Origin of the sequence: Rhodococcus sp. NPDC080181, assembly GCF_040702225.1 — a bacterium.
Taxonomy (GTDB): Bacteria; Actinomycetota; Actinomycetes; order Mycobacteriales; family Mycobacteriaceae; genus Rhodococcoides; species Rhodococcoides fascians.
The window spans coordinates 257,775-278,972 of the sequence record NZ_JBFBKN010000003.1 but is presented as its reverse complement, the minus strand read 5'-3'; the positions used below and the strand labels follow the sequence as shown (position 1 = coordinate 278,972).

Here is a 21,198-nt window from a genome sequence, read left to right as displayed (position 1 = left end):
GTCCACCGACACGGTTCCTTTTACCTGTAACCGGTGTTTATACTAAGTCGCGCACTGTGGCAGCGGCCACATCGCGGACGTGGAGGAGGTCGACTCGATGAACGAGCGCAACGCCGTCGCATCGGACCCGGGCGAAGTGATGCTTCAGGCCAGGAACGTCAAGTTCGACTGGAGCGATCTGCCGATGCACTGGGTGCCCGGCGATCCGTACACCACGCACGTCCTCAACGTGCTGCATCTACTACTCCCGGCCGGCGAACACTGGTTCGTCGACACGTTCAAAGAGGCCCTGCCCTACATCGACGACGAGAAGCTGCGCGACGACGTCATCGGCTTCATCGGGCAGGAAGCCGTACACGCCGAGGCCCATACCGGCGTCCTCGTGCATCTGCAGAACAACGGACTCGACCCCACTCCGTTCACCGATCAGATGGAATGGGCCTTCGGCAAGGTCCTCGGATCGGATTCGGTGACGAGTCTGCGATCGAAGAACAATCTCGTCGAGCGGCTGGCCCTCATCGCGGCCATCGAGCACGTGACGGCGTTCCTCGGTGATTGGGTACTCAATGCCGACGGTCTGGACCGAGCCGGCATCCATCCGACGATGCTCGATCTGCTGCGGTGGCACGGTGCCGAGGAAGTGGAACACCGCTCGGTTGCGTACGACACCCTTCGTTACTTCGACAAGCGCGAGGTACGTCGCCTGCGCACGTTCGTCGTGGTCGTTCCGTTGATGGGGTACATCTGGATGCGCGGCATCATCTTCCTGATGAAGAACGACCCCGAGCTGCAGAGCGCCCCGAAGTCGGTCCGCAAGCCCCGATCGGCCCTGTGGCGCAAGTCTGTTCGCCGCGGCACGCTACCGGCGCTGACGCACGTCGGCCGCAGTATGTCTCGCTACCTGAAGAAGTCGTATCACCCGAGTCAGGAAGGCTCGACGGCTCAGGCCGTGCGCTACCTGGCGTCGTCCCCGGCCGCGCAGGCTGCGGCGCGGTGAAGCTCTCGACGGGTCGCGTTCCGCGGCTGTTGCCCAAGGACGCGCCACCGGATCTCCGCGGACGCCCCCGCGCCGATCGCTCGATGCAGATGCTCGGAACGTTCCTCAACGGCTACATGCATGCGACTGCCGGCAAGGAGTACGACGACGCGGTAGCCGGCCACAATCCCGATTCCGCGCTGCGGCTGGTGGTCGTCGACCGCGAGATCATCGCCGAGGACGAGAACGTCGCCGCTCTGACCCTCGCCTCGCCGACGGGGGAGCAGCTGCCGACCTGGCATCCCGGCTGCCACCTCGATCTACATCTGCCGTCGGGTCGCCGTCGGCAGTACTCGCTGTGCGGCGATCCGTCCGACCGCAGTTGCTACCGGATCGCCGTGCGCCGAATCCCAACCGGCGCAGGTGGATCCATCGAGATGCATGCACTCGAGCCCGGCACCGAGGTCACCGTACGCGGCCCACGGAACGGCTTTCCCTTCGTCGCCGAGGGCAGCGCGCTGTTCGTCGCCGGCGGCATCGGCATCACCCCCATCATCGCGATGGTCCGTGCCGCACGGATTCTCGGGATGGATTGGCAGTTCGTGTACTGCGGTCGCTCCCGGGACACGATGCCCTTTCTCGACGAGATCGAGAGCTGGGAATCGGATCGCGTGTTCGTCCGGACCGACGACGTGCACGGGTACCCCACCGAGGGTGAATTGCTCGAGCGCGCACCCGCAGGCGGTGCCGTCTACTGCTGCGGTCCTACCCCCATGCTCGATGCCGTTCGCCGCGACTTCGGCCAGTGCCCCGCCACCGCACTGCATTTCGAACGCTTCGGCCCGCCGCCGATCCTCGACGGCACACCGTTCGAGGTGCAGCTGATCAGCACGGGCGCTGTGCTCGACGTCGCCGCCGACACCTCCGTGCTCACGGCCGTCAAGCAGCAGAAGCCCAATATCGCGTACTCGTGCCAACAGGGCTTCTGCGGTACCTGCAAGGTGCGGGTGCTCGCCGGCGAGCCCGAACACCTGGAGTCGCGATTGACCCCGGAGGAGCAGCGCGATCACATGCTCATCTGCGTCTCGCGCGCTCGAAGTGCCCGTCTCGTACTCGATCTATAGAACGGAAAGACAGTGAGCAGCAACGCAGTTCGTACGACGGTCGTCAACGAGGGCATTCGGTTGGCGGTGTTCGAGAGCGGAAACCCCGACGGCGAACCCATCGTCCTCGTTCACGGGTGGCCCGATACTCACGAACTGTGGAGCCACATCGTGCCGCAACTCGAAGACCGTTTTCGGGTGATCAGCTACGACTCGCGTGGAGCCGGCGAGAGCACGGTCCCCGTCGAGCAGTCGGCGTACAAGTTGGCCCGGTTGGCGGCGGACTTCTATGCCGTGGCAGATGCGGTCAGTCCCGACGCTCCCGTTCACGTGCTCGCTCACGACTGGGGTGCCGTGGAGGTCTGGGAAGCCGCAGCCCAGCCCCAGGCGAAGGATCGAATCCATTCGTACACATCGATTTCGGGACCTAACCTCGATCACCTCGGTAAGTGGTCGCAGTCGCGGCTACGTCGTCCCACTCTTGCCGGCATCAAGCAGGTTCTCGCGCAGACCCGAGCGTCCTGGTACACCGTCACCTTCCACATCCCCGGCCTGTCGACGTTGCGCATCAAGCGACAGTTCGCCAAGGGCTGGCCGGCATTCCTCCAGGAGTTCTCGGGCGTCGATCCGAAGCTCGTCACCCAGAACCCCACACTGTGGTCGGACGCAACCAACGGCACCAAGTTGTACCGCGCCAACATCATTCCGCTGCTGACCAATCCGCGGGATCGATACATCGACATCCCGGTGCATCTCATCGTCAACACCGAGGACGTCGCGGTGCGGCCGTACCACTACGACGACACCGGCAAGTGGGTGAAGAACCTCACGCGCAACGACATTCCGGCGGGTCACTGGTCGCCGATCTCCCACGCCGACGACATTGCCCGATTGACAACGGAATTCATCGAATCGCTGGACTGAATATTCAGGTCACCCGGTCAGATGCCCGCGCAGCGTGGACGACGTGTATTCGGATCGAAACAGGCTGCGCTGCTGTAGGATCGGGATCACGTGTTCGACGAAATCGGCGAGTGAGTCGGGGTAGCGCGGGCACATCAGGTTGAAGCCATCGGCACCGCGGCCCGTCCACGATTCCATCTCGTCGGCAATGGAATCCGGCGTGCCGATCATCGTTGCATGCCCACCGCCGGCCGCAAGGGTGCCCAGCAACTGACGCACGGTGGGGCGATCCTTCTCGATGATGCGCAGGATCGTCTCGTAGCGGCCCTGCGGTCCGGTGAACTCTGCTGCCGGCGGTAGCGGGGGCACCGGTTCATCGAGTTCCCAGGCAGCACAATCCTGCCCGGTGAACGTCGAGAGCATCGCCAGGGATTGTTCCGTCGGCAGTAAGACGTCCAGTTCGGTCTTCTTCCGGTGAGCCTCCTCCATCGTCGATCCGACGTACGTCACCAAACCCGGCATGATGCCCACTGCCGCACTGTCACGACCGGCTCGATCGATTCTCGCCTTCACGTCGTCGTAATAGCTCTGCGCGGCAACGAGATCGTAGGCGACGGCGTAGATCGCCTCGGCGTACTTCGCCGCCAGGTCGCGGCCCGGGCCCGACGCCCCGGCCTGAAACAGAACCGGCCTGCCCTGCGGCGACCGCGGCACCGTCAGCGGGCCGTCGACTCGGAAGTGTTTGCCGTCGTGGTCGATCGAGTGCACCTTGGCCGGGTCGGCGTACATCCCGGTGCGATCGAGCGTCAGGGCATCGGGCTCCCACGAATCCCAGAGTGCCAGTGCAGTATCGACGAACTCTGCTGCGCGTGCGTAGCGCTCCTCCCGAGCCGGGATGGCGTCCATTCCGTGATTGCGTGCTTCGGCGTCGAACATGGAGGTGACGACGTTCCAGCCGGCTCGGCCGCCGCTGATGTGGTCCAACGACGCCAGCATGCGCGCGGCATGGAACGGGGTGTAGAACGTCGACGACACAGTCGTGACCAGACCGATGTGGGTGGTCGCTCTGGCCATGGCCGACAGCGCCGTGATCGGTTCGAGAAACCAGGTTCCTGCGCCGGCCGGATCGCGAACGGAATGCCCGTCGGCAAAGAACACCGCGTCGAACTTTCCCCGTTCGGCCAGCTGCGCAAGTTCCTCGTAGTACGCGATGTTGCCCAGGTCCTCCACTCGCGAATCGGGATGCCGCCACGCTGCACTGTGATGTCCGCAGCCGTACAGAAACGCGTTGAGGTGCATATCAGTTCTTGACCAAACCGCCGTCGACAACGAGGTTCTGACCGGTTACCGACCGCGCCCACGGGGAGGCGAAGAACAGCAGAGCGTCGGCGAACTCCTCGGGCGTGGTGACGCGTTGCAGCGGGGTCGAGGCCGCGATGAAGTCGAACACCTCGGCCGGGGTCGCGGCACTGGCATCGGTGGTGCGAAGCAGTCCGCCCGACACCATGTTGACGGTGATGTTGTCCGCGCCCAGGTCCACCGACAACGTGCGCGTCAGTGAGAGCAGGGCGGCCTTGGAGGCGGTGTAGTCGTGGTACGGCACCACCGGATTCTGGAACAAGTTGGTGCCCACGTTGATGATTCGGCCGAAGCCCGCCTCACGCATTCCCGGCAGGGCCGCCTGCGTGGTGAGCAGTGCCGCGCGAACGCTGCCTCGCAGCTGAGCGTCGAACCGATCCCAGGTGATGGTGTCGGCCTTGGGGCGAGCATCCCCGTCGAACGAGAAGTCGGCCAGCGCGTTGTTGACGACCGTGGTGATCGGAGTGCCGAAATGCGCACGGGCCGAGTCGAACACCGAGGCCACTGCGCTCTCGTCGGTCACGTCGCCCTGAACAGCAAATGCCCGGTCGCCGAGCCTGTCCGCCAACGCCTCCGCTGCCTCTTTGCTGGTGCGGTAGTCGATCACCACACGCGCGCCCTCACCGGCGAAAGCAGCGGCAATCGCTGCTCCCAGTCCGCGGCCGCCGCCGGTGATCAACACTGTCTGCTCGTCGATCTTCACGTGCATCGCCTCTCGTTCGAGGTCGGGACCGTCGCGAGGGACAGGAAATACCGAGACATCACGACATTCCCTTCGCTGGTCCTAACCAGATCAGGTTCGACGGGTGTGATCTCAGCCCTGACGGGCACCCCGTGTCGCGCTCGACTGTACCTGTAGGTCTCTCTACCGCTTTCTTACGCTCAACGTAGACAGCCGAATGCAACCGTATGCTGCGATCAGCCGATGACAGCCCAGCCGTGGGGAGGAACGCTTACCCGTCCGTCGTTCAGGTGCGCCTCACCGGCCAATACTTCGCTGCCCTGGGCCGGGTAATCGATGGCCTCGTCGCCGAGATTGAGCGCCACCGTCATGGAATTGTCGTCCGCGTACACGCGGTAGAGCAGCGCGGTGTTGGTGAGCTCGAGTGTCTCGGTGCGTGCGGAGTACAACCACGGATTGCGACGCCGTACTGCGATCAACTCCTGATGCACTCGGTAGACGGGCCAGCCGTACGGTGCCAGATCCTTGGAGGTGTCGGGGTATTCGGGACGCACCTCGTCGTCACCGCCGACGCGATCTTCCTTGATACCGCGGAATGCCTGCTCGTCGCCGTAGTAGATCATCGGCATCCCGCCCACGGTGAACAGAACCACCAACGCGTGCAGCAGATGTCGCTCGTCTTCGATGACGCTGGCGATGCGATTGACGTCGTGATTTCCGACGAACGTGGCGGGCACGAAGGCGTCGAGCCAGCCGTTGTGACGCTCGAGGGCATGCGAGAGCTCGAAGAAATTCTTCTCGCTCAGCCCACTCCAGATCGCCTTCCACAGTTCGTACTGCGTAACCGAGTCCAACGTGGAGGCCGAGACGATCCGGTCGTAGTCACCGTGGATGACTTCGCCCAGAAAGTATGCGTCCGAATGCTTCTCGCGAACCTTCGGCAGCACCGCGGCCCAGAAACGCGGGGGTACCGCGTAGGCCGCGTCGAGTCGCCAGGCGTCGACGCCGCGGTCCAGCCAATGCGACAGTACGTCCACGACGTACTGCTGCACGTGCGGGCTCTCGTGGTTGAGTGCGACCAATTCGTCGTGGCCCTCGAAGTTGCGGTGCGTCGGCTCGTCCCCGGACCAGTCGAGGTGAAACCACCCCGCGGCCTCGGAGTCCGGGCCCTCGGCCAGAGCCTCACGGAACTTCGGAAAGCTCTGCGCCACATGGTTGAAGACGCCGTCGAACATCACCTTCAGACCGCGGGAATGCGCCGCAGCGATCAGCGAATCGATATCCTCGTCGGTGCCGAGCCGACCGTCGACGTGGTAGTAGTCGACAGTGTCGTAGCCGTGCTTCTCCGACTCGAAGATCGGACCGAGGGCGATGCCCGACGCGCCGAGTTCGAGGGCGTAGTCGAGCCACTTCTCGATTCTGTTCAGCCGGTGCAGATCCGATTGGGATTCACCGTCCCATCCGTGCACCGGCGCACCGGTGAAGCCGAGCGGGTACAGGTGCCACCAGATGGCGTGCTTCGTCCACTCCATCAGGACGCCTCGATCGAGTCGCGACCGAGCTCGCCCGCGCCGGTATGACCGGACAGGCTGGTCACCAAGTCGAATTCGGCCAGTAGGCAACGTAGTACGTGTGCAACACCCTCCTGCCCGCCGAGGGCGAGACCGTACAGGAACGGGCGGCCGAGAAGAACCGCATCGGCACCGAGCGCAAGCGCCTTGGCCATGTCCGCGCCGGTCCGTACACCCGAATCGAACAGGACCGTCAGTTCGTCACCGACCGCATCCACGATGGACGGCAATGCGTCGAGAGACGGCCTGGCACCGTCGATCTGACGACCGCCGTGGTTGGAGACGACGATGCCGTCGACTCCGTGGGCGGCCGCTTCTCGGGCGTCGCCGACGGTGCAGATGCCCTTGAGCACGATCGGGCCGTCCCAATGCTCGCGCAGGAACGCCAGGTTCTTCCACGACAGCCCCGGGTTGGGGAACATCTGCGCCCAATGCATCGCGGCTGCAACGGGATTCTCCTCGACGGGCTGAGCGAGTCCGGCTTGGAACGCCGGATCGCTCAGATAGTTCTCGATGCCGAGGTTCGCCAAGAACGGGAGGTACCCGCGGTCGAGATCGGCGGGCCGCCAGCCCAGCAACGTCGTGTCGAGCGTCAGCACCAACGTGGTGAATCCGGTGTCCTTCGCACGCTGCAGGAAGCTCAGCAGTACCGATTCGTCCGTCGGCCAGTACAACTGATACCAGCGCGGCGCATCTCCGCCCGCCTCGGCGATCTGCTCGAACGAATGCGAGGCCTGCGTCGAATGTATGTACGGCACACCGAGTTCCGCAGCCGCGCGAACCGTCGCGAGTTCACCGTCGGGATGGGCGAGAGTCTGAATGCCCACCGGCGCGATCAGCAGCGGTGCAGGCATGTCGGTGCCGAGCACGGTGCACGCATGATCACGCGAGGCCGAGCTGCGCAGCATCCGCGGCGTGATGGCCCACCTGTCGAAGGCGGCCCGGTTCGCCCGCGCCGTCGAGCCACTGCCCGCGCTGGCGACGATGTAGCCGAGCGCCTCAGGCGAGAGCTTCTCGGCAGCCTGGTCCTCCAGCCTCGCCAGGTTGGTGGTGATCGACGGTGTCTGCTGGGCGAACATTCCGGCGGCGTAGATGCCGAGCTGGTGATCGCTGAAGTTGCTGGGCCTGGCCTCGGTCATCGTTCGACCCTACCGGGGCACCGCCGAGGATCGGGCGAGAAATGCGTCCAGCAGCGCCGAGCACCGCTCACGAGCTGCAGCTTCGGAGTCGGCAATGTCCTGCCTGATCTGGTGCACGTCCACCGCGTGTTCGACGCCGTCGCGGTCCCACGCGGCCGCCCATGCATCGTAGGTGTCGAGGTCGATCTCGGGGTGGAACTGCAACCCGAGGTGCGGGCCGCAGACGAAGGCCTGCTGCGCAGCCGCGTTGCGGGCGATGACCGTGGCCTCCGGCGGCGCGACGAACGTGTCGCCGTGGAATTCCATCCACGGGCCCGAGGCGACGAGCTCGGGATCGGAGATCTCGACGTCGACGAATCCGTACTCGGGGTACTCGGACTTGCGGACGGATCCGCCGAGCACGCGAGCAAGCAACTGGCCGCCGAAGCACACACCCAGAACCGGGACCTGCGCATCGATCGCCTGCTGCACGTACGCGATCTCCGGCGCGAGCCACGTCAGGGTGTCGTCGTACGCAGCGTCGGGTGAGCCCATGACCACGACCACCTGCGCGTCGGACAGCGTCGGTGGTGCGACATCGGGACTGTGGTCGAAGGAATGCACGTCCAACAGGAAACCCCTGGTGCGCAATTCGGCGGCGAGGGTGCCGATATCGCGACGCGCCAGGGACGGGTCCCGGTCGTGGACGAGAACTACGGCGCGCGGGTCGTTCGGGTATGTCACAGGGCTCCTTTACGGTGTTCGTGCACACCGTACGACAGACTGGATCCGATGCCACCTCGTAAACGCACTGCCCGATCCACCACTGCCCGCACCGTCAAGGCCGGGCAGAGCAGCGCTGCGCGAAAGTTCGCGGCTGCGAAGAACGGTGAGCCTGCGGCGAAGAAAGCTGCCCCGAAGAAGGCCGCACCTCGCAAGAGAGCAGCCCCGCGCAAGACCTCGCCCCGTAAGTCCGCCGCCCCCGATCTTCGGGTGCCCGATCCCGGCGAGCGCGTCTGGGTGTTGGACGTGCCGTTCGAGGATCGGTCCGCGGCGGGCGCAGCGGGGGCGCGCTGGTACCCCGGACCGCGCGTGTTCGCGTATTACGGAACCGAACTGCCCGAGTACCTGCAGCCGTACGAATCGATGCCGTACAGCCTGCAGCGGTGGCTCGAGGACGACGCGAACGACAGTTGGCGCGACGAAGAGGTGCGCGAACGGGCGATGCAGCCTCGCGACACCCAACTCGAATCGGTCCGACGCCATCTGGCCGCGCTCGACGCCGGCTTCCCGTACTTCGCGCAGATGGATTCGACGGGTCTGGGTAAGACGTTGGCCGTGTGCGAGGCCGTGCGGCAGATGTCGGCCGCCGAGATCGGCACGGTTCTGGTGGTGGCACCCAAGGGTGCGCTGCCGGGGTGGCGTCGCACCATTGCAGACAGCGAGGCCGACATCGAGCCGTCCGACCGCAAGCGTTGGTTGCTGATCACCTATCAGTCCACCAAGAAGCTGCTGTCGGTTCCCCCCGAGACCGATCTGGGCAAACGTAAACGGACGCAGAACAAGCGGACCATCTCGCTGGGAGAGCTGCGGTTCGACATCGACGTGGTGATCGCCGACGAGTCGCATGCGTTGATGAACATCGAGTCGCAGCAGTCGCAGATCCTCTGGCGGTATCAGGAGGCGGCTCGATCCGTCGTGTGGATGTCTGCCACTCCCGGCTATCAGCCGCTGCATTTCGCGTACATGGCCCGTGCCGTGGAACGCAGCCGCGGCGTCGAGATCCTCGGTGACGACGAGTATCTCGGCTATGCCGTGACGATGAAGTGGGCGGAGTTCCTCATCGAGTCCGGCTTCGCCGTCAAGGCAGGCAAGGCGACGACGGGGTTGACCACGTGGCGGTGGGAGCCCGAGGACGCGACGAAGCGAGCCCGCGACATCGCGTCTGTGCACGGCTGGTTGTCGGGAGGCGCTGTGCCGTGGTCTATTTCGCGGCCGTCCCCACCGACGCCGCGGGAGCCCCTCGGTCAGGAACTCACGGCCGCGCAGAAGCGGCTGTACAACTCGGCGTGGGTGGACTACCGCAAGGAAGTCGGCCTGCCGATCTGGAAGGCCGTCGGCGGAAAGCGAGTGCTGCAGAAGAATCCGAGTACCCGTGCGGCGACGCTGCGATTTCGCCAGAAGTGCTCGTACCTGCGCATTCCCGCGTCTGCGGATCAAGTCCGGACGTGGGTCAAGGCAGGCAATCAGGTGTTCGTCTCGATGTTCTACCGCGAGTCGGTCGCTGCTCTGGCCCAGACACTTCGAGACGAGGGGCTCGAGGTCGCCGTGGTCGACGGGAGCATGAGCAGTCCCGAGCAGGAGGCGTCGATTCGCCGATTTCAGACCGGCGACGCGTCGGTCATCGTCTCGACCACCACGAGCGCGATCAACCTGCACACCAACGAGTTACTGCTCCCGGAGGGGACGGTCTCCACACTCGCACCGCGCGTGACGCTGATTCACGATCCTCGGTGGACACCCATCGACATCAGGCAGATCGAGGGCCGCGCCAACCGCATCGACAAGGACCACAACCACACCACGTCGACCTGCTACTACGGCTACGCCGAGGGCACCGTCGAGGAGGAGATGGTGCTCACCGGGATCGAGCGCATCGCGGATCTGGGATCGATCGTGGGGCAGGCGGATCTGATCGATCCGGAGGCTTTCCTCGCGGCGAAAGTGGATGCCGGAAAATAGCGACAATTGTGAGCAATCGTCCACGCGCCCGAGTAGGTTCGGTCCCATCGACAATTCGTCGATAGTGGGCTCACTTTGGCACCAGGAGTAGTCATGATCGTTCTCGGAATCATCCTCGCCCTCATCGGCTATTTCGCCGGCATTTCAATTTTGACGACTATCGGCATCATTCTGGTGGTCGTCGGCGCGGTTCTGACGTTGCTCGGTTCGATGGGGCGCGCAGTCGGTGGCCGCAAGACGTGGTTTTGACATCCACGTTAGAACATACGTTCGATTTCTGTTAGTCTGAGCGGGCCCCCGGAGTTGGCGATGCGGCCAGCGGAGCCACTTCGGGCGGTCCAAATCGGGCGGTAGACAGTGTCGAAGGCGGTTGCGCGCGATGGCATCCGACGAGCGCGACACCGACCCGGTTGCCGGCTCGCTCTACCGCGTCGGCGATCGGTGGGCAGAACGAGCACCTACTCACTGCACCAACGGCCATCCGCTTGTCGCCGGTTCGGTACTGGTGGGTTCGCGTGCTTGCTCGTGTGAGCGGGGGCATCACCGTACCCATCAGTGCCAGAGGTGCAATCTCGTGCGGTTCACCCCAGAACTCGGTGCCACGTGCAGCGACGCCAGCTTCGATTCTCGCGCGGCGCGGTCACGTCCGGCGATCGTGGACAATCGGGGGCATGAGCAACAGTGAAGCCGTCGTCGACCTGGTGCAGCTGAGGCACGATTTCACCCGCTTCATGATGAGTTACAAGTTCGGAATCGACGAACTGATCACCAAGATCAACATCCTGAAGCAGGAATTCACTCACATCCACCGCTACAGCCCCATCGAGCATGTCTCGTCGCGACTCAAGACGCCCGAGAGCATCGTCGACAAGGCTCAGCGCAAGAAGTGCGCACTGACGCTCGACGCCATTCGCGAGAACATCTTCGACGTCGCAGGTGTCCGCATCACGTGCAGCTTCATCTCCGACACCTACCGCATCGCGGACATGCTCAGTAGTCAGACCGACGTTCGAGTCGTCGAGGTCAAGGATTACATCGCGAACCCGAAAGCCAACGGCTACAAGAGTTTGCACCTCATCGTCGAAATTCCGGTGTTCATGTCCGATCGCGTCCAACCGGTCCTGGTCGAACTCCAGATCCGCACGATTGCCATGGATTTCTGGGCGAGCCTCGAGCACAAGATCTTCTACAAGTACCGCGGCCAGATTCCGCCCACCCTGTTGGCGGAACTGACCGAGGCCGCCGAGACGGCCAACACGCTGGACGAGAAGATGGAAAGCCTGCACGACGAGGTGGAGGAACTGAACGGCGACTCCGACAACTCCATCACTCTCGGCGCGATGCCTCCGATGGCATTGCCCCCCGAGCTGCTGCACATGTTGCTCACCGCGCAGGCCGAAGCAATCGACCCGGACTGACGATGCCTTCGAAGAACGTCAACCCCGCTGCTCGACGGCTGAGCAGCGGGGTTGTCGGTTCGTGCCTGCGTTATCCGATATGTACCGGGGTGTCGCCGACGGGCAGGTCGTCTTTCTTCGCGCGGACGAGCAGCAACACGACCGGGCTCACCAGCGCGACGAGGATCGCGGCGGTACCGAATGCCCAGGCGTAGCCGGAGACCTCGGCCGAGAACGCGTGGTCGATGGTCGCGAGCACGAAGTTGCGGATCGGCTCCGGCAGCGCGGCCAACATCTCGTCGCTGGGCACTTCCTGGCCGGCGAGAGCTTCCGCGGGAACTCCGGCGGGCGGAGTCGGTGCCGGATTCTCGGCCAGGTACGAGGTCTTCGACGAGGTGTAGACGGTGGTGAACACCGCAGCACCGAGTGCACCACCGACCTGCAGGGTGGCGTTGATCAGCGCCGATGCGGCACCTGCGTCGTGATCGGGAACGCCGATCAGTGCGACGTTCTGCATCGGAACCATCAGCAGACCGAGGCCGAGGCCGAGCAGCACGACGCCCGGCAGGACGTGCGTGAAGTACGAGGTGTCGACGCCGATCTGGGTCAGCAGCAGCAGGCCGACTGCGGACACGACCGGACCGACGGCCATCAGCGGCTTGGGTCCGATCTTCGGCACGAGCGCAGAAGCGAGCGCGGCCGTGATCAAAATGCCGCCGGTCATCGGCAGCGACGCGACGCCGGCGATGACCGGGCTCATCTCCAGCACGATCTGGAAGTAGAACGTGAGGTACAACGTGCCACCGAGCAGGGCAGCGCCGATGACGGCCGAGCCGATGTACGCGGCACCGCGGTCACGGTCGAGCAACACACTCAAGGGCAGCAGCGGGTTGGCGGACTTGGACTCGACGACGACGAACGCGGCCAGCAGAGCGAGGCCGAGCGCGATGAACGAGATGGTGGGTACCGTCGCCCAGCCGTCTTCGGCCTCGGTGAAGCCGTAGACCAGCGAGGCCAGACCGAGAGCGACGAGGATCGCGCCGGGCAGGTCGTAGCGGGTGTCTCCGTGAGCCTTGCTCTCCTTCACCAGCGGCACCGCTGCAGCGATGGCGAACACTGCGACCGGGATGTTGACCAGCAGGCACCAGCGCCAGTTCGCGTATTCGGTGAGCACTCCGCCGAGGAGTAGGCCGACCGCTGCGCCGCCACCGGCAATGGCGCCGAAGACGCCGAACGCTTTGGCGCGTTCCTTCGTGTCGGTGAACGTCACCGTCAGGATGGCCAGTGCTGCCGGGGCGAGCAGTGCAGCGAACACACCCTGGCCGGCGCGCGCGATGAACAGCTGCCAGCCTTCTTGGGCGAGTCCGCCGATAGCGGAGGCAACGGCGAAGCCTGCCATGCCGACGATGAACGAGCGCTTGCGTCCCCAGTAGTCGGCGATGCGTCCGCCGAGCAGCAGCAGTGCGCCGAACGACAACGCGTAGGCGGTGATGACCCAGGCGCGGCTGCTGTCGCTGATGCCCAGGTCCAGCTGAGCCTGCGGCAGCGCAATGTTGACGATCGTGCCGTCGAGCACGATCGTGAGCTGCGTGATGGCGACGATGCACAGCACCAGCCATCGGCGCTCGTAGTTCGGATTCAGATCCGGCGCTTCGCGCTCGGAGAGCTGCGACATGTTTCTACCCCACTCGTACTCGTTGATTCTGGGCACGAAAAATGTCCCGAGCAAAAAGGTAGGCGACCCAGAACCAATAGTCAAACGAACTAGTTGGTTGGGGGTATGGTGACCGCCATGAAACCTGACGCCAGTGCGACCCGCGCCCGCATCGTCGTCGCCGCCCGGGACGAGTTCTCGGTACACGGGCTGGCTGGGGCCCGCGTCGATCGGATCGCGGCCGCAGCCAAGGCCAGCAAGGAACGTCTGTACGCGTACTTCGGGGACAAGGAAGCCCTGTTCCGGGCCGTCGTCGAGGACGGGTTCGCGCGGTTCATCGACGAAGTACCCTTCGCCGTCGACGACCTCGGCGGATACGCAGCGCGCGAATACCTGCACCTCGCTGCGCATCCCGAGGAGCACCGCCTCCTGCTGTGGACTCAGCTTCAGGGCGGTATGGCGACCTCGGGCACCGACGACATCCACTCGGTCATCGCCGAGCGACACAGGGCCATGGCCGACGCCCAGCGAGACGGACTGATCTCCGACGCCTTCACCGTCGAGGATCTGATCACCATGATGTTCGGCATCACTTCGGCGTGGATGACCGCGCCGAGCCCGCACTGCGAGCCTGCCGACGACGCCGAAATTCAGCGTCGGGCGTCGAAAATCGAAGCCGCCGTGCGTCGACTCTGCGCTCCGTAGCGCTGTCTATCGATATCTAGCTTTGACGCAAGAGTGCGGAATAGTGGGGTAGCGGCCCCCATTTCCGCAAACGCGCGCGCGTTTGCCAGACGCGAGCGAATTCGACACCGATCACGTCGCTATTCTGCGCGCATCTGGCAAGTGCGCTCGCGTCTGCACACGTCACCAACCCTCCGCCCGTCTCGCATTCGCCAGTATTGCCGCCTCACGATCGGCCGAGAGTCCGACGGTCGGCCGGTCACCTCGTGGGTGCCACACCGCCGACCGACTGCAGCCACATCCACGTGTCCGTGACGGTCTCCTCGATCGGCCGTGCTCGAAGCCCTGCCGCCATTGCCTTCGATACGTCGGACGCGTGCAACGAATCATGATCTGCACCAGGCGGTATCCAGATCGGTAGCTCGGTCCATGGCTGTACGCCGGCAGCGCTGAGCACTTCCGGTTCCACCTAACACAGCCGAGCGTCGGACCGGGTTGCCGTGATACATGTCTGCAGCACCTCGCCCATCGTCGTGTGCCCGGGCCGACTCACCACGTCGTACGGACCCCCGAGCCCACGGGCCGCCGCGTCCAGAGCCCAGCCGACAAGATCGCGCGCGTCGATGTACTGCAGTGCCAGGTCGGCGGGGCCGGGCGCAAGTACATCCCCTGCACGCTCGATTCTGTTCAACCACCACGGCAGACGGCCGATGTTCTCGTATGGTCCGAGAATCAGTCCGGCCCGAATCAGCAATGCTCTATCGCCCAACGCATCGACGACGGCTCGTTCGCCGGCAGCCTTCTGTCGGGCATAGTCGGTACCGAATCCCGTTACTATGGGCCAGTTTTCGTTCGCACCGGCAGCCGGAGTGCCATAGACGGATCTGCTCGACACGTAGATGTAGCTCTGCACTCGATCCGCCAACTGTGCAGCGGACCGTTCGACGGCAGTCGGATCCGAGGACCACGTATCGAACACCGTGTCCCAGTGTTGCTCACGTAGCGCCTGGAGTCCGTCGGCGTCCAGTCGATTTCCGCGCAGAGCAGTGACTCGCTCGTTCGGCGGGGAGGTCCCGCGGTTGAGCACAGTGACATCCCATTCGAGCGCAAGGGCATGCTCGACGGCTGTTCGCCCCACGAAATCGCTGCCGCCGAGCACCAGAAGTTTCATGGGTTCAGTGTGCAGGGCGACGTGAAGTGACTCGGTCCGATCAGGATGGTTGGAGCTCTGCTGACAGCAGAGACGCACAATAGCTCTCTATAGGCATCTCTTCCCCTCGGGCTAGAAAGCGGAATAAATTACTGACCGACGCGCTCGATGAGTTTCATGGCGTCGAAGGGTGCGTAGCCCTTGATGTCGTTGTCGAAGTACACGAAGACGTCCCGGCCCGCCGACGTCCACTCGGAGATCTTGGTGGCCCATCGATCGAGAGCGTCGTCGGTGTAGCCGCTGGCGTACAACTCTTCGTCTCCGTGCAGTCGCGCGTACATGAAATCCGCTGTGGGGGTGTCGATGTACGGGTACTTTCCGGCGGTGTCGGCAACCACGATCGCAATGTCGTTCTCGCGCAACAGTTCCACTGCCTCGTCGGAGGCGAAGCTTGCATGCCTGGCTTCGATACAGTGCCGCAGTGGCCGAGACGACGCAGCCGGCAACAGCACTCGATCCTCGGCCAGTTTGTCGTCCCGCGACTCCGCCAGAGTTACTGCTACAGAGACAGTTCTGGGCAACAGGGCGCAGAAGTCCGTCATCTTCTGCGCGTCGAACTCGAGATTGGGTGGGAGCTGCCACAAGAATGGCCCCAGCTTGTCACCGAGGGTGAGGACCCCGGTGGCGAAGAAGTTCGCCAATGCCGACTCGACGCCGACGAGCCGCTTGATGTGCGTGACGTACCGCCCACCCTTGATGGAGAACACGAAGTCATCCGGAGTCTCGTCGTGCCACTTGGTGAAGCTCGACGGCTTCTGCATCGCATAGAACGTGCCGTTGATCTCGATCGACGTCAGGTGCTCGGACGCGTACCCGAGTTCCTTGCGATGCGCGAGACCGCTCGGGTAGAAATCCCCTCGCCACGGCGCGTACGTCCAGCCGGAGATACCGATCAGAACCCGAGGGCGATGCTGCGCGGACATGAGCCGACTGTAGCCGGGCAGCCCTGCGGTTTCCGCGGCTCCGGCGCTGGTATCGGTAGCCTCGATGGCATGAAGCGCCCATCGGCATTCGGCTCCCTGGCGCTGACCTGTGTGCTGCTCGCCCTCACCGGTGCCGATGCGGCTGCCGAGCCCCGCGACCACCCGACGCCTCGCCAGGCGGCTGCAATACCGGGGATCGGTTTGACGACGGTGCCCGCAGCGATCACCACGTCCATGGTCGCGGGTGTCGCAGACGCGCCGAATCCGCCGACTCACGAGGTCGGTGTCGAGTCGTCGACAACGGAGATGCGAACCTCGGGGTGGGACGAATATCCCTACCTCCGCTACACCGCGACGTTCGCGCCGGGTACGGACACGGCGACGCTGACGTGGTCCGGCAGATCGGTGAACACCAACGATCTGGCGTTGCATGTATGGGACGAGTCGGGCAACACGTGGGGTCCGGCCATTGCCACGGCCGACCCGGTTGCGCCCGGCGGTTCGGTGGAATTGAGTGCCGAGATCTATACCGAGAGAGGCACTGTCGAAGTACTGGTCATCGACAACCCGCGTGCAGATCGTTCTTTCGCCGAAACCAACGCGCGCCCCGACAGCAGCTTCGCCGATCCGAGCACGTACGATTTCGCGCTTCAGCACATCACCGACACGCAGTACATCGCCCGTGACGATCCCGGCGTGTACTCGGAGATGACGCAGTGGACCGCCGACAACGCCGACGAGCTGAAGATCGACTACAGCATGCACACCGGCGACCTGATTCAGAGCTGGATCAGCCCGGGGCGTCCGGATGGCCAGGCGCGCAAGGAGTTCGAGGCCGCCAGCGAATCGATGCAGATCCTCGAGGATGCCGGCATCGCCCACGGCGTTCTGCCCGGTAACCACGACAACATCTGGAACGTTGCGGGCAAATTGGTCCCGGGGGAGCACGAGAAGAATCACGCGCTCTACAACGAGTACTTCGGCCCTCAGCGTTATCGGGATCAACCCTATTGGGGCGGTTCGTTCACCGACGAGGACAATTCGGCGCACTACGACCTGGTCGATATTGCCGGAGCAAAGTTCTTGATGCTCTACATCGGCTACAACCCGCCGGAAAAGGTCATGCAGTGGGCCGAACGAGTTCTCGACGAGAACCCCGACCGCAATGTCGTCATCGGCACGCACTACTACCTCGACGAACTCGGCGAGAAGAAACTGATGGGGTTCGGCGACATCGGGTCGAGCTCCGGCCAGCAGATCTGGAATCGACTGGTCGTTCCACACGAGACCGTCTTCCTCGTCCTGTCCGGGCACGTCGACGGCCAGGTCGCGGTCGTGGACGAGCATGTCGGAGAGACCGACCGCTCCGTCGTGCAGCTGCTGGCCGACTATCAGTACTTCGAGGTCGACGGCGAACGCAGCACCGGCTTCCAACGTCTGCTCCAATTCGACATCGACAGCGGCTCGATGGCCGTCACGACCCATTCGCCGGCCCTCGACGCGTTCGACGTCGAGAGCTACGACATCAAGAATCGATACGGTCCCGAGGACGGCGAATTCGTCACCGACTTCACACTGCGCGCCGACGTGCCCCGAGCGGTGATCGCAGACTGACTGGCACGGTGCTCGGCATCGGACCATAATCGATTTTCATGCAGTCGGGTGGGCGAGCGTGGGTACTGACGCTGGTCGCCGCCGGTGTCTGGTTCCTCGCCACGCCGCTGAGTCCCGGAGTGCTGAGTCCCGGAATTGTCGGCACCGACGTCCAGCTGCAGGCCCCCGAGGTAACGTCCATCCCCGTCGTCGAGCCGCCCCCGCTCACTCTCGAGGACCTCTCGGCGCGAGTGAACCCCACCGTCGTCACGATCTCCGCCACCGCCGGCTACTTCGGCGTCGCAGGTACCGGCTTCGTCGTCGCCCCGGACGGCCTGGTGCTCACCAACTTCCACGTCGTCGAAAACGCGACCGAGATCAGCGCGGTGCACATGGGCAACGGACTGATCTACGACGCCACCGTGCTCGGTTACGACAAATCTCGTGACGTGGCGGTCATGCGGTTGATTTCCGCGGCCGACCTGCCGGTGGTCGAGTTCGCTCCGGACTCACCTCCCGAGGTGGGGGATGCGGTCACTGCCGTCGGGAATGCTGCTGGCGCAGGTGTTCTGGTGCCTGCCCCGGGTGCGGTGACGGCTCTGGATCAGCAGGTGCGTACCCGTAGTTCGGTGGACGGTTCGCGGAACACTCTGGATCGGATGATTCGAGTCGATGCCGATGTGCGAGCGGGTGATTCGGGTGGCCCACTGTTCGATGCCTGGGGTCGTGTGGTGGGCGTCAATACAGCGGGGCTCTCGGACGAGGCGCGCACCGGCTCCGAGAGCAGGCCCCCGCAGGCCCCCGAGGCGTATGCGGTTCCGATCGCGGAGGCTGCTGCCGTACTCGATCAGGTCGTCGCGGGGCAGTCCGGCGGGACGGTTCATGTGGGCCCGACCCCGTACTTCGGGGTGTCGGTGCGAGATGTGTCCGTGTTCGACAACAAGCCGGCGATGGGTGCCGAGGTGGTGACGGTGGCTACCGATTCTCCGGCCTCGGCAATCGGACTGTCCGGCGACGATGTGATCGTCGCCTTCGACGGTACCGGTGTCGGTTCGTCGTCGGATCTGGCCCAGGCCCTCATCGGACGGCACCCCGGTGATGTCGCCGTCGTCGAGTGGGTCGATCCCCGGGGCGTACGACGTTCCGCGACAACAGCTTTGGCGGAAGGGACCCCGGTTGCCTGAGCGGTCGAGTTCAGTCCTGCAGCACCGACAACACGTTGCCCGCCGGATCGGTGAACCAGGCGATGAGCGGTCCGCCGTGCCGGAAGATCCCCTTCTCGTCGGTGCCCATGTCCGGATACTGTTGGAACACCACTCCTTTGGCGATCAAAGCACCCACTGCGACCTCGATGTCGACCACCGGGAAGTTGAGGATGGTGTACTGCGCCGGCACGTGACCGGGACGAGGATAGATCAGTACCGTCGCCGCTCCCAGGTGAAGTTCGAGCATCCCCATCTCGTTCTCGGTCACCTCGAGACCGAGGGTGTCCGCGTAGAACGTGCGAGCTGCCGGCAGGTCGTCGACGGCGAATCCGGAGAACGGTGCTCGGGCCAGATCGATGGTGGTCATGGACGAATTATCGCGCTCTCCCACGTGCTGTGGGCCGATATCCGAGTAGCGTGGCTCCCGTGACTATTCGCCTCGGTTACCAGATGCCCAACTTCAGCTACGACGGTTCGGTCGCGGAACTCTTTCCCCAGGTCATCGCGCAGGCGCGCGAGGCCGAAGCGGCCGGGTTCGACACTGCGTTCGTGATGGATCACTTCTACCAACTTCCCGGAATCGGAAAGCCCGACGAGCCGATGCTCGAGGCCTACTCTGCCCTGTCGGCGCTCGCGACGGCGACCGACACCATCCAGCTCTCCGCCTTGGTCACCGGCAACACGTATCGCAACCCGGCGATCCTGGCCAAGACCGTCACCACCCTCGACGTCGTCAGCGGCGGCCGGGCCATTCTCGGTATCGGTGCCGGCTGGTACGAACTCGAGCACCAGAGCTTCGGACTCGAATTCGGTACGTTCACCGACCGATTCGAGCGCCTCGACGAGGCCCTGCAGATTATCGAACCCATGCTGCGCGGTCAGCGTCCCACGTTCGACGGCCTGTGGTACCAGGTCGAGAACGCGATGAACGAGCCCCGCATCCGCGATGATCTGCCGATCATGTTGGGCGGTGGCGGCGAGAAGAAGACCTTCGGCCTGGCCGCCCAGTTCGCCGATCACCTCAACATCATCTGCGACGCAAACGAACTGCCCCGCAAGATGGCGGCCGTTCAGGCCCGGTGCGAGGAAGTCGACCGCGATCCGAAGGATCTCGAGACGAGCTTCCTCGCCTTCGTCATCATCGACGAGGACGGCGACAAGGCCAAGGAGTTGCAGCGGGAGTTCGTGCTGAAGCAGGGCCTCGATCTAACGAATCTCTCTGAGGAGGACGCAGCGAAGGCCACCGATCGCCACTTCTGCGGAACGCCCGACGATGTTGCCGAGCAGGTGCAGAAGCGCGTACTCGATCAGGGCATCGACGGCGTCATCATCAACCTGATCACCAACGGACACCAGCCCGGTGCCGTCGAATTGGCGGGCAAGGCTCTGAAGCCGCTCGTCTAGATTTTCTCCAGCAGTAGCCGCGGGGGTGCGAGCGGTGGCATAGTTCCCCCGTGGCTCAGCTGAGGATGAACGGGCACCGTGTCTTGGTCGCAGACCTGACCGGTGACTCTCTGCGCGCGATGTCGGGTTCGATGGTTGCCTACGAAGGCGATGTCGCCTTCAAGAGCGCAGGCATGGGCGGTGGCGGCGGTTTTCGCGCCGCGCTCAAACAAAAGGTGACCGGCGAGTCGTTGTCGCTGATGGACGTGTCCGGCAAAGGCACCGTGTACTTCGCGGTCGACGCCCAGGACATCACTCTCGTCGAGGTGCAAGGCGACAACCTGCACGTCGAATCGTCTCAATTGCTTGCTCTCACAGGTCAATTGAAGACGGACGTGAAGTTCTCCGGCCTTCGTGGTGCGACGTCGGGGCAGGGACTGTTCACCACAGTCGTCAGCGGCTCCGGGACGGTGGCGCTGCTGTCGAAGGGTGGGCCGATCATCGCGCTCGCCGTCGATCCGCAGTATCCGCTCGTCGTCGACCCCGACGCCTTCGTCGCCCATCGCGGACAGCTCAACCAGAGCTTCGTCACCGACGTCACGTGGCGCTCCGCCATCGGCGGCGGCAGCGGCGAGGCGTTCTCACTCCGCTTCGACGGCCAGGGCGTCGTCTACATCCAACCCGAGGAGCGCTGA

General features: G+C 64.3%; 21 protein-coding genes and 1 riboswitch. Of the genes, 11 read left to right on the top strand and 10 right to left on the bottom strand.

The window, feature by feature from the left end:
* Nucleotides 1-97 precede the first annotated feature (97 nt).
* The 3 genes from AB0O58_RS05405 (at nt 98) to AB0O58_RS05395 (ending at nt 3,003) form a co-directional block, all read left to right on the top strand.
* Nucleotides 98-997 carry a metal-dependent hydrolase gene (locus tag AB0O58_RS05405; RefSeq protein WP_027495186.1) on the top strand — a complete coding sequence of 300 codons (900 nt, stop codon included), beginning with the start codon at nt 98-100 and terminating at the stop codon, nt 995-997.
* A gap of 83 nt (nt 998-1,080) precedes the next feature.
* Nucleotides 1,081-2,100 carry a PDR/VanB family oxidoreductase gene (locus AB0O58_RS05400; RefSeq protein WP_230593531.1) on the top strand — a complete coding sequence of 340 codons (1,020 nt, stop codon included), beginning with the start codon at nt 1,081-1,083 and terminating at the stop codon, nt 2,098-2,100.
* 12 nt (nt 2,101-2,112) lie between these two features.
* Complete coding sequence (locus AB0O58_RS05395) at nt 2,113-3,003, top strand: alpha/beta fold hydrolase (RefSeq protein ID WP_032400999.1); 891 nt, start codon at nt 2,113-2,115, stop codon at nt 3,001-3,003.
* Between the two features lie 9 nt (nt 3,004-3,012).
* Here AB0O58_RS05395 and AB0O58_RS05390 read toward each other — a convergent pair whose 3' ends face one another.
* From AB0O58_RS05390 to AB0O58_RS05370, 5 genes are all read right to left on the bottom strand, one after another.
* Entirely contained in the window at nt 3,013-4,281 is a 1,269-nt protein-coding gene (locus AB0O58_RS05390) for an LLM class flavin-dependent oxidoreductase (protein ID WP_032400998.1), read from the bottom strand.
* Between the two features lies 1 nt (nt 4,282).
* The gene (locus AB0O58_RS05385) at nt 4,283-5,044 is read right to left on the bottom strand and encodes a 3-oxoacyl-ACP reductase (RefSeq protein WP_230074158.1); all 762 of its coding nucleotides are present in this window, start codon (nt 5,042-5,044) and stop codon (nt 4,283-4,285) included.
* A gap of 49 nt (nt 5,045-5,093) precedes the next feature.
* Nucleotides 5,094-5,186, bottom strand: a riboswitch (TPP riboswitch).
* A gap of 73 nt (nt 5,187-5,259) precedes the next feature.
* Nucleotides 5,260-6,555, bottom strand: coding sequence for an alpha-amylase family glycosyl hydrolase (locus AB0O58_RS05380; protein ID WP_366237978.1), 1,296 nt, complete (start codon nt 6,553-6,555; stop codon nt 5,260-5,262).
* Nucleotides 6,555-7,733 carry an alpha-hydroxy-acid oxidizing protein gene (locus AB0O58_RS05375; RefSeq protein WP_027495180.1) on the bottom strand — a complete coding sequence of 393 codons (1,179 nt, stop codon included), beginning with the start codon at nt 7,731-7,733 and terminating at the stop codon, nt 6,555-6,557. Before AB0O58_RS05375 ends, AB0O58_RS05380 begins: the two co-directional genes overlap by 1 nt.
* A 9-nt stretch (nt 7,734-7,742) precedes the next feature.
* Nucleotides 7,743-8,456: a type 1 glutamine amidotransferase gene (locus tag AB0O58_RS05370; protein ID WP_366237977.1), complete on the bottom strand. Its 714-nt coding sequence runs from the start codon at nt 8,454-8,456 to the stop codon at nt 7,743-7,745.
* Between the two features lie 48 nt (nt 8,457-8,504).
* Here AB0O58_RS05370 and AB0O58_RS05365 point away from each other — a divergent pair, with 48 nt between their 5' ends.
* From AB0O58_RS05365 to AB0O58_RS05355, 3 genes are all read left to right on the top strand, one after another.
* Entirely contained in the window at nt 8,505-10,454 is a 1,950-nt protein-coding gene (locus tag AB0O58_RS05365; protein ID WP_236253927.1) for a DEAD/DEAH box helicase, read from the top strand.
* A 93-nt stretch (nt 10,455-10,547) separates the two neighbouring features.
* Nucleotides 10,548-10,703, top strand: coding sequence for a DUF6131 family protein (locus tag AB0O58_RS05360; RefSeq protein ID WP_094611554.1), 156 nt, complete (start codon nt 10,548-10,550; stop codon nt 10,701-10,703).
* Between the two features lie 422 nt (nt 10,704-11,125).
* Entirely contained in the window at nt 11,126-11,872 is a 747-nt protein-coding gene (locus AB0O58_RS05355; RefSeq protein WP_027495176.1) for a GTP pyrophosphokinase family protein, read from the top strand.
* Between the two features lie 70 nt (nt 11,873-11,942).
* Here AB0O58_RS05355 and AB0O58_RS05350 read toward each other — a convergent pair whose 3' ends face one another.
* Nucleotides 11,943-13,526 (bottom strand): MFS transporter, encoded by a 1,584-nt coding sequence (locus AB0O58_RS05350; RefSeq protein ID WP_032382430.1) that lies wholly within the window; start codon nt 13,524-13,526, stop codon nt 11,943-11,945.
* A gap of 117 nt (nt 13,527-13,643) precedes the next feature.
* Between AB0O58_RS05350 and AB0O58_RS05345 the strand changes: the two genes are divergently transcribed.
* Complete coding sequence (locus AB0O58_RS05345; RefSeq protein ID WP_032368008.1) at nt 13,644-14,210, top strand: TetR family transcriptional regulator; 567 nt, start codon at nt 13,644-13,646, stop codon at nt 14,208-14,210.
* 238 nt (nt 14,211-14,448) lie between these two features.
* Here the strand turns inward: AB0O58_RS05345 and AB0O58_RS05340 are convergent, their stop codons facing one another.
* The 3 genes from AB0O58_RS05340 to AB0O58_RS05330 all read right to left on the bottom strand — a co-directional run bounded on the left by AB0O58_RS05340 (nt 14,449) and on the right by AB0O58_RS05330 (nt 16,322).
* A complete protein-coding gene (locus AB0O58_RS05340) occupies nt 14,449-14,658 on the bottom strand; it encodes a hypothetical protein (RefSeq protein WP_283541995.1) in 210 nt (69 codons plus the stop codon).
* On the bottom strand, nt 14,659-15,360 hold the full coding sequence (locus AB0O58_RS05335) for an NAD-dependent epimerase/dehydratase family protein (RefSeq protein WP_283541994.1): 702 nt from the start codon (nt 15,358-15,360) through the stop codon (nt 14,659-14,661).
* Between the two features lie 128 nt (nt 15,361-15,488).
* Nucleotides 15,489-16,322: a DUF72 domain-containing protein gene (locus AB0O58_RS05330; protein WP_366237976.1), complete on the bottom strand. Its 834-nt coding sequence runs from the start codon at nt 16,320-16,322 to the stop codon at nt 15,489-15,491.
* Nucleotides 16,323-16,391: 69 nt separating this feature from the next.
* Here AB0O58_RS05330 and AB0O58_RS05325 point away from each other — a divergent pair, with 69 nt between their 5' ends.
* Nucleotides 16,392-17,936 carry a metallophosphoesterase gene (locus AB0O58_RS05325; RefSeq protein WP_283541992.1) on the top strand — a complete coding sequence of 515 codons (1,545 nt, stop codon included), beginning with the start codon at nt 16,392-16,394 and terminating at the stop codon, nt 17,934-17,936.
* A 38-nt stretch (nt 17,937-17,974) separates the two neighbouring features.
* Nucleotides 17,975-19,099: a trypsin-like peptidase domain-containing protein gene (locus AB0O58_RS05320; RefSeq protein WP_366237975.1), complete on the top strand. Its 1,125-nt coding sequence runs from the start codon at nt 17,975-17,977 to the stop codon at nt 19,097-19,099.
* A gap of 10 nt (nt 19,100-19,109) precedes the next feature.
* On the opposite strand, the gene AB0O58_RS05315 is transcribed toward AB0O58_RS05320, so the two are convergent.
* Nucleotides 19,110-19,487, bottom strand: coding sequence for a VOC family protein (locus tag AB0O58_RS05315; RefSeq protein ID WP_287452175.1), 378 nt, complete (start codon nt 19,485-19,487; stop codon nt 19,110-19,112).
* Between the two features lie 59 nt (nt 19,488-19,546).
* Between AB0O58_RS05315 and AB0O58_RS05310 the strand changes: the two genes are divergently transcribed.
* Nucleotides 19,547-20,524 carry an LLM class F420-dependent oxidoreductase gene (locus AB0O58_RS05310; protein WP_032368006.1) on the top strand — a complete coding sequence of 326 codons (978 nt, stop codon included), beginning with the start codon at nt 19,547-19,549 and terminating at the stop codon, nt 20,522-20,524.
* 65 nt (nt 20,525-20,589) lie between these two features.
* Nucleotides 20,590-21,198: an AIM24 family protein gene (locus tag AB0O58_RS05305; RefSeq protein WP_027495163.1), complete on the top strand. Its 609-nt coding sequence runs from the start codon at nt 20,590-20,592 to the stop codon at nt 21,196-21,198.

Excerpts from the sequence above, each read along its gene's own strand:
- AB0O58_RS05405 (WP_027495186.1), top strand. The coding sequence starts at position 98 with ATGAACGAGCGCAACGCCGTCGCATCGGACCCGGGCGAAGTGATGCTT.
- AB0O58_RS05400 (WP_230593531.1), top strand. The coding sequence starts at position 1,081 with ATGCAGATGCTCGGAACGTTCCTCAACGGCTACATGCATGCGACTGCC.
- AB0O58_RS05390 (WP_032400998.1), bottom strand. The coding sequence starts at position 4,281 with ATGCACCTCAACGCGTTTCTGTACGGCTGCGGACATCACAGTGCAGCG.
- AB0O58_RS05380 (WP_366237978.1), bottom strand. The coding sequence starts at position 6,555 with ATGGAGTGGACGAAGCACGCCATCTGGTGGCACCTGTACCCGCTCGGC.
- AB0O58_RS05375 (WP_027495180.1), bottom strand. The coding sequence starts at position 7,733 with ATGACCGAGGCCAGGCCCAGCAACTTCAGCGATCACCAGCTCGGCATC.
- AB0O58_RS05365 (WP_236253927.1), top strand. The coding sequence starts at position 8,505 with ATGCCACCTCGTAAACGCACTGCCCGATCCACCACTGCCCGCACCGTC.
- AB0O58_RS05360 (WP_094611554.1), top strand. The coding sequence starts at position 10,548 with ATGATCGTTCTCGGAATCATCCTCGCCCTCATCGGCTATTTCGCCGGC.
- AB0O58_RS05355 (WP_027495176.1), top strand. The coding sequence starts at position 11,126 with ATGAGCAACAGTGAAGCCGTCGTCGACCTGGTGCAGCTGAGGCACGAT.
- AB0O58_RS05350 (WP_032382430.1), bottom strand. The coding sequence starts at position 13,526 with ATGTCGCAGCTCTCCGAGCGCGAAGCGCCGGATCTGAATCCGAACTAC.
- AB0O58_RS05345 (WP_032368008.1), top strand. The coding sequence starts at position 13,644 with ATGAAACCTGACGCCAGTGCGACCCGCGCCCGCATCGTCGTCGCCGCC.
- AB0O58_RS05335 (WP_283541994.1), bottom strand. The coding sequence starts at position 15,360 with ATGAAACTTCTGGTGCTCGGCGGCAGCGATTTCGTGGGGCGAACAGCC.
- AB0O58_RS05330 (WP_366237976.1), bottom strand. The coding sequence starts at position 16,322 with ATGTCCGCGCAGCATCGCCCTCGGGTTCTGATCGGTATCTCCGGCTGG.
- AB0O58_RS05325 (WP_283541992.1), top strand. The coding sequence starts at position 16,392 with ATGAAGCGCCCATCGGCATTCGGCTCCCTGGCGCTGACCTGTGTGCTG.
- AB0O58_RS05320 (WP_366237975.1), top strand. The coding sequence starts at position 17,975 with ATGCAGTCGGGTGGGCGAGCGTGGGTACTGACGCTGGTCGCCGCCGGT.
- AB0O58_RS05315 (WP_287452175.1), bottom strand. The coding sequence starts at position 19,487 with ATGACCACCATCGATCTGGCCCGAGCACCGTTCTCCGGATTCGCCGTC.
- AB0O58_RS05305 (WP_027495163.1), top strand. The coding sequence starts at position 20,590 with ATGAACGGGCACCGTGTCTTGGTCGCAGACCTGACCGGTGACTCTCTG.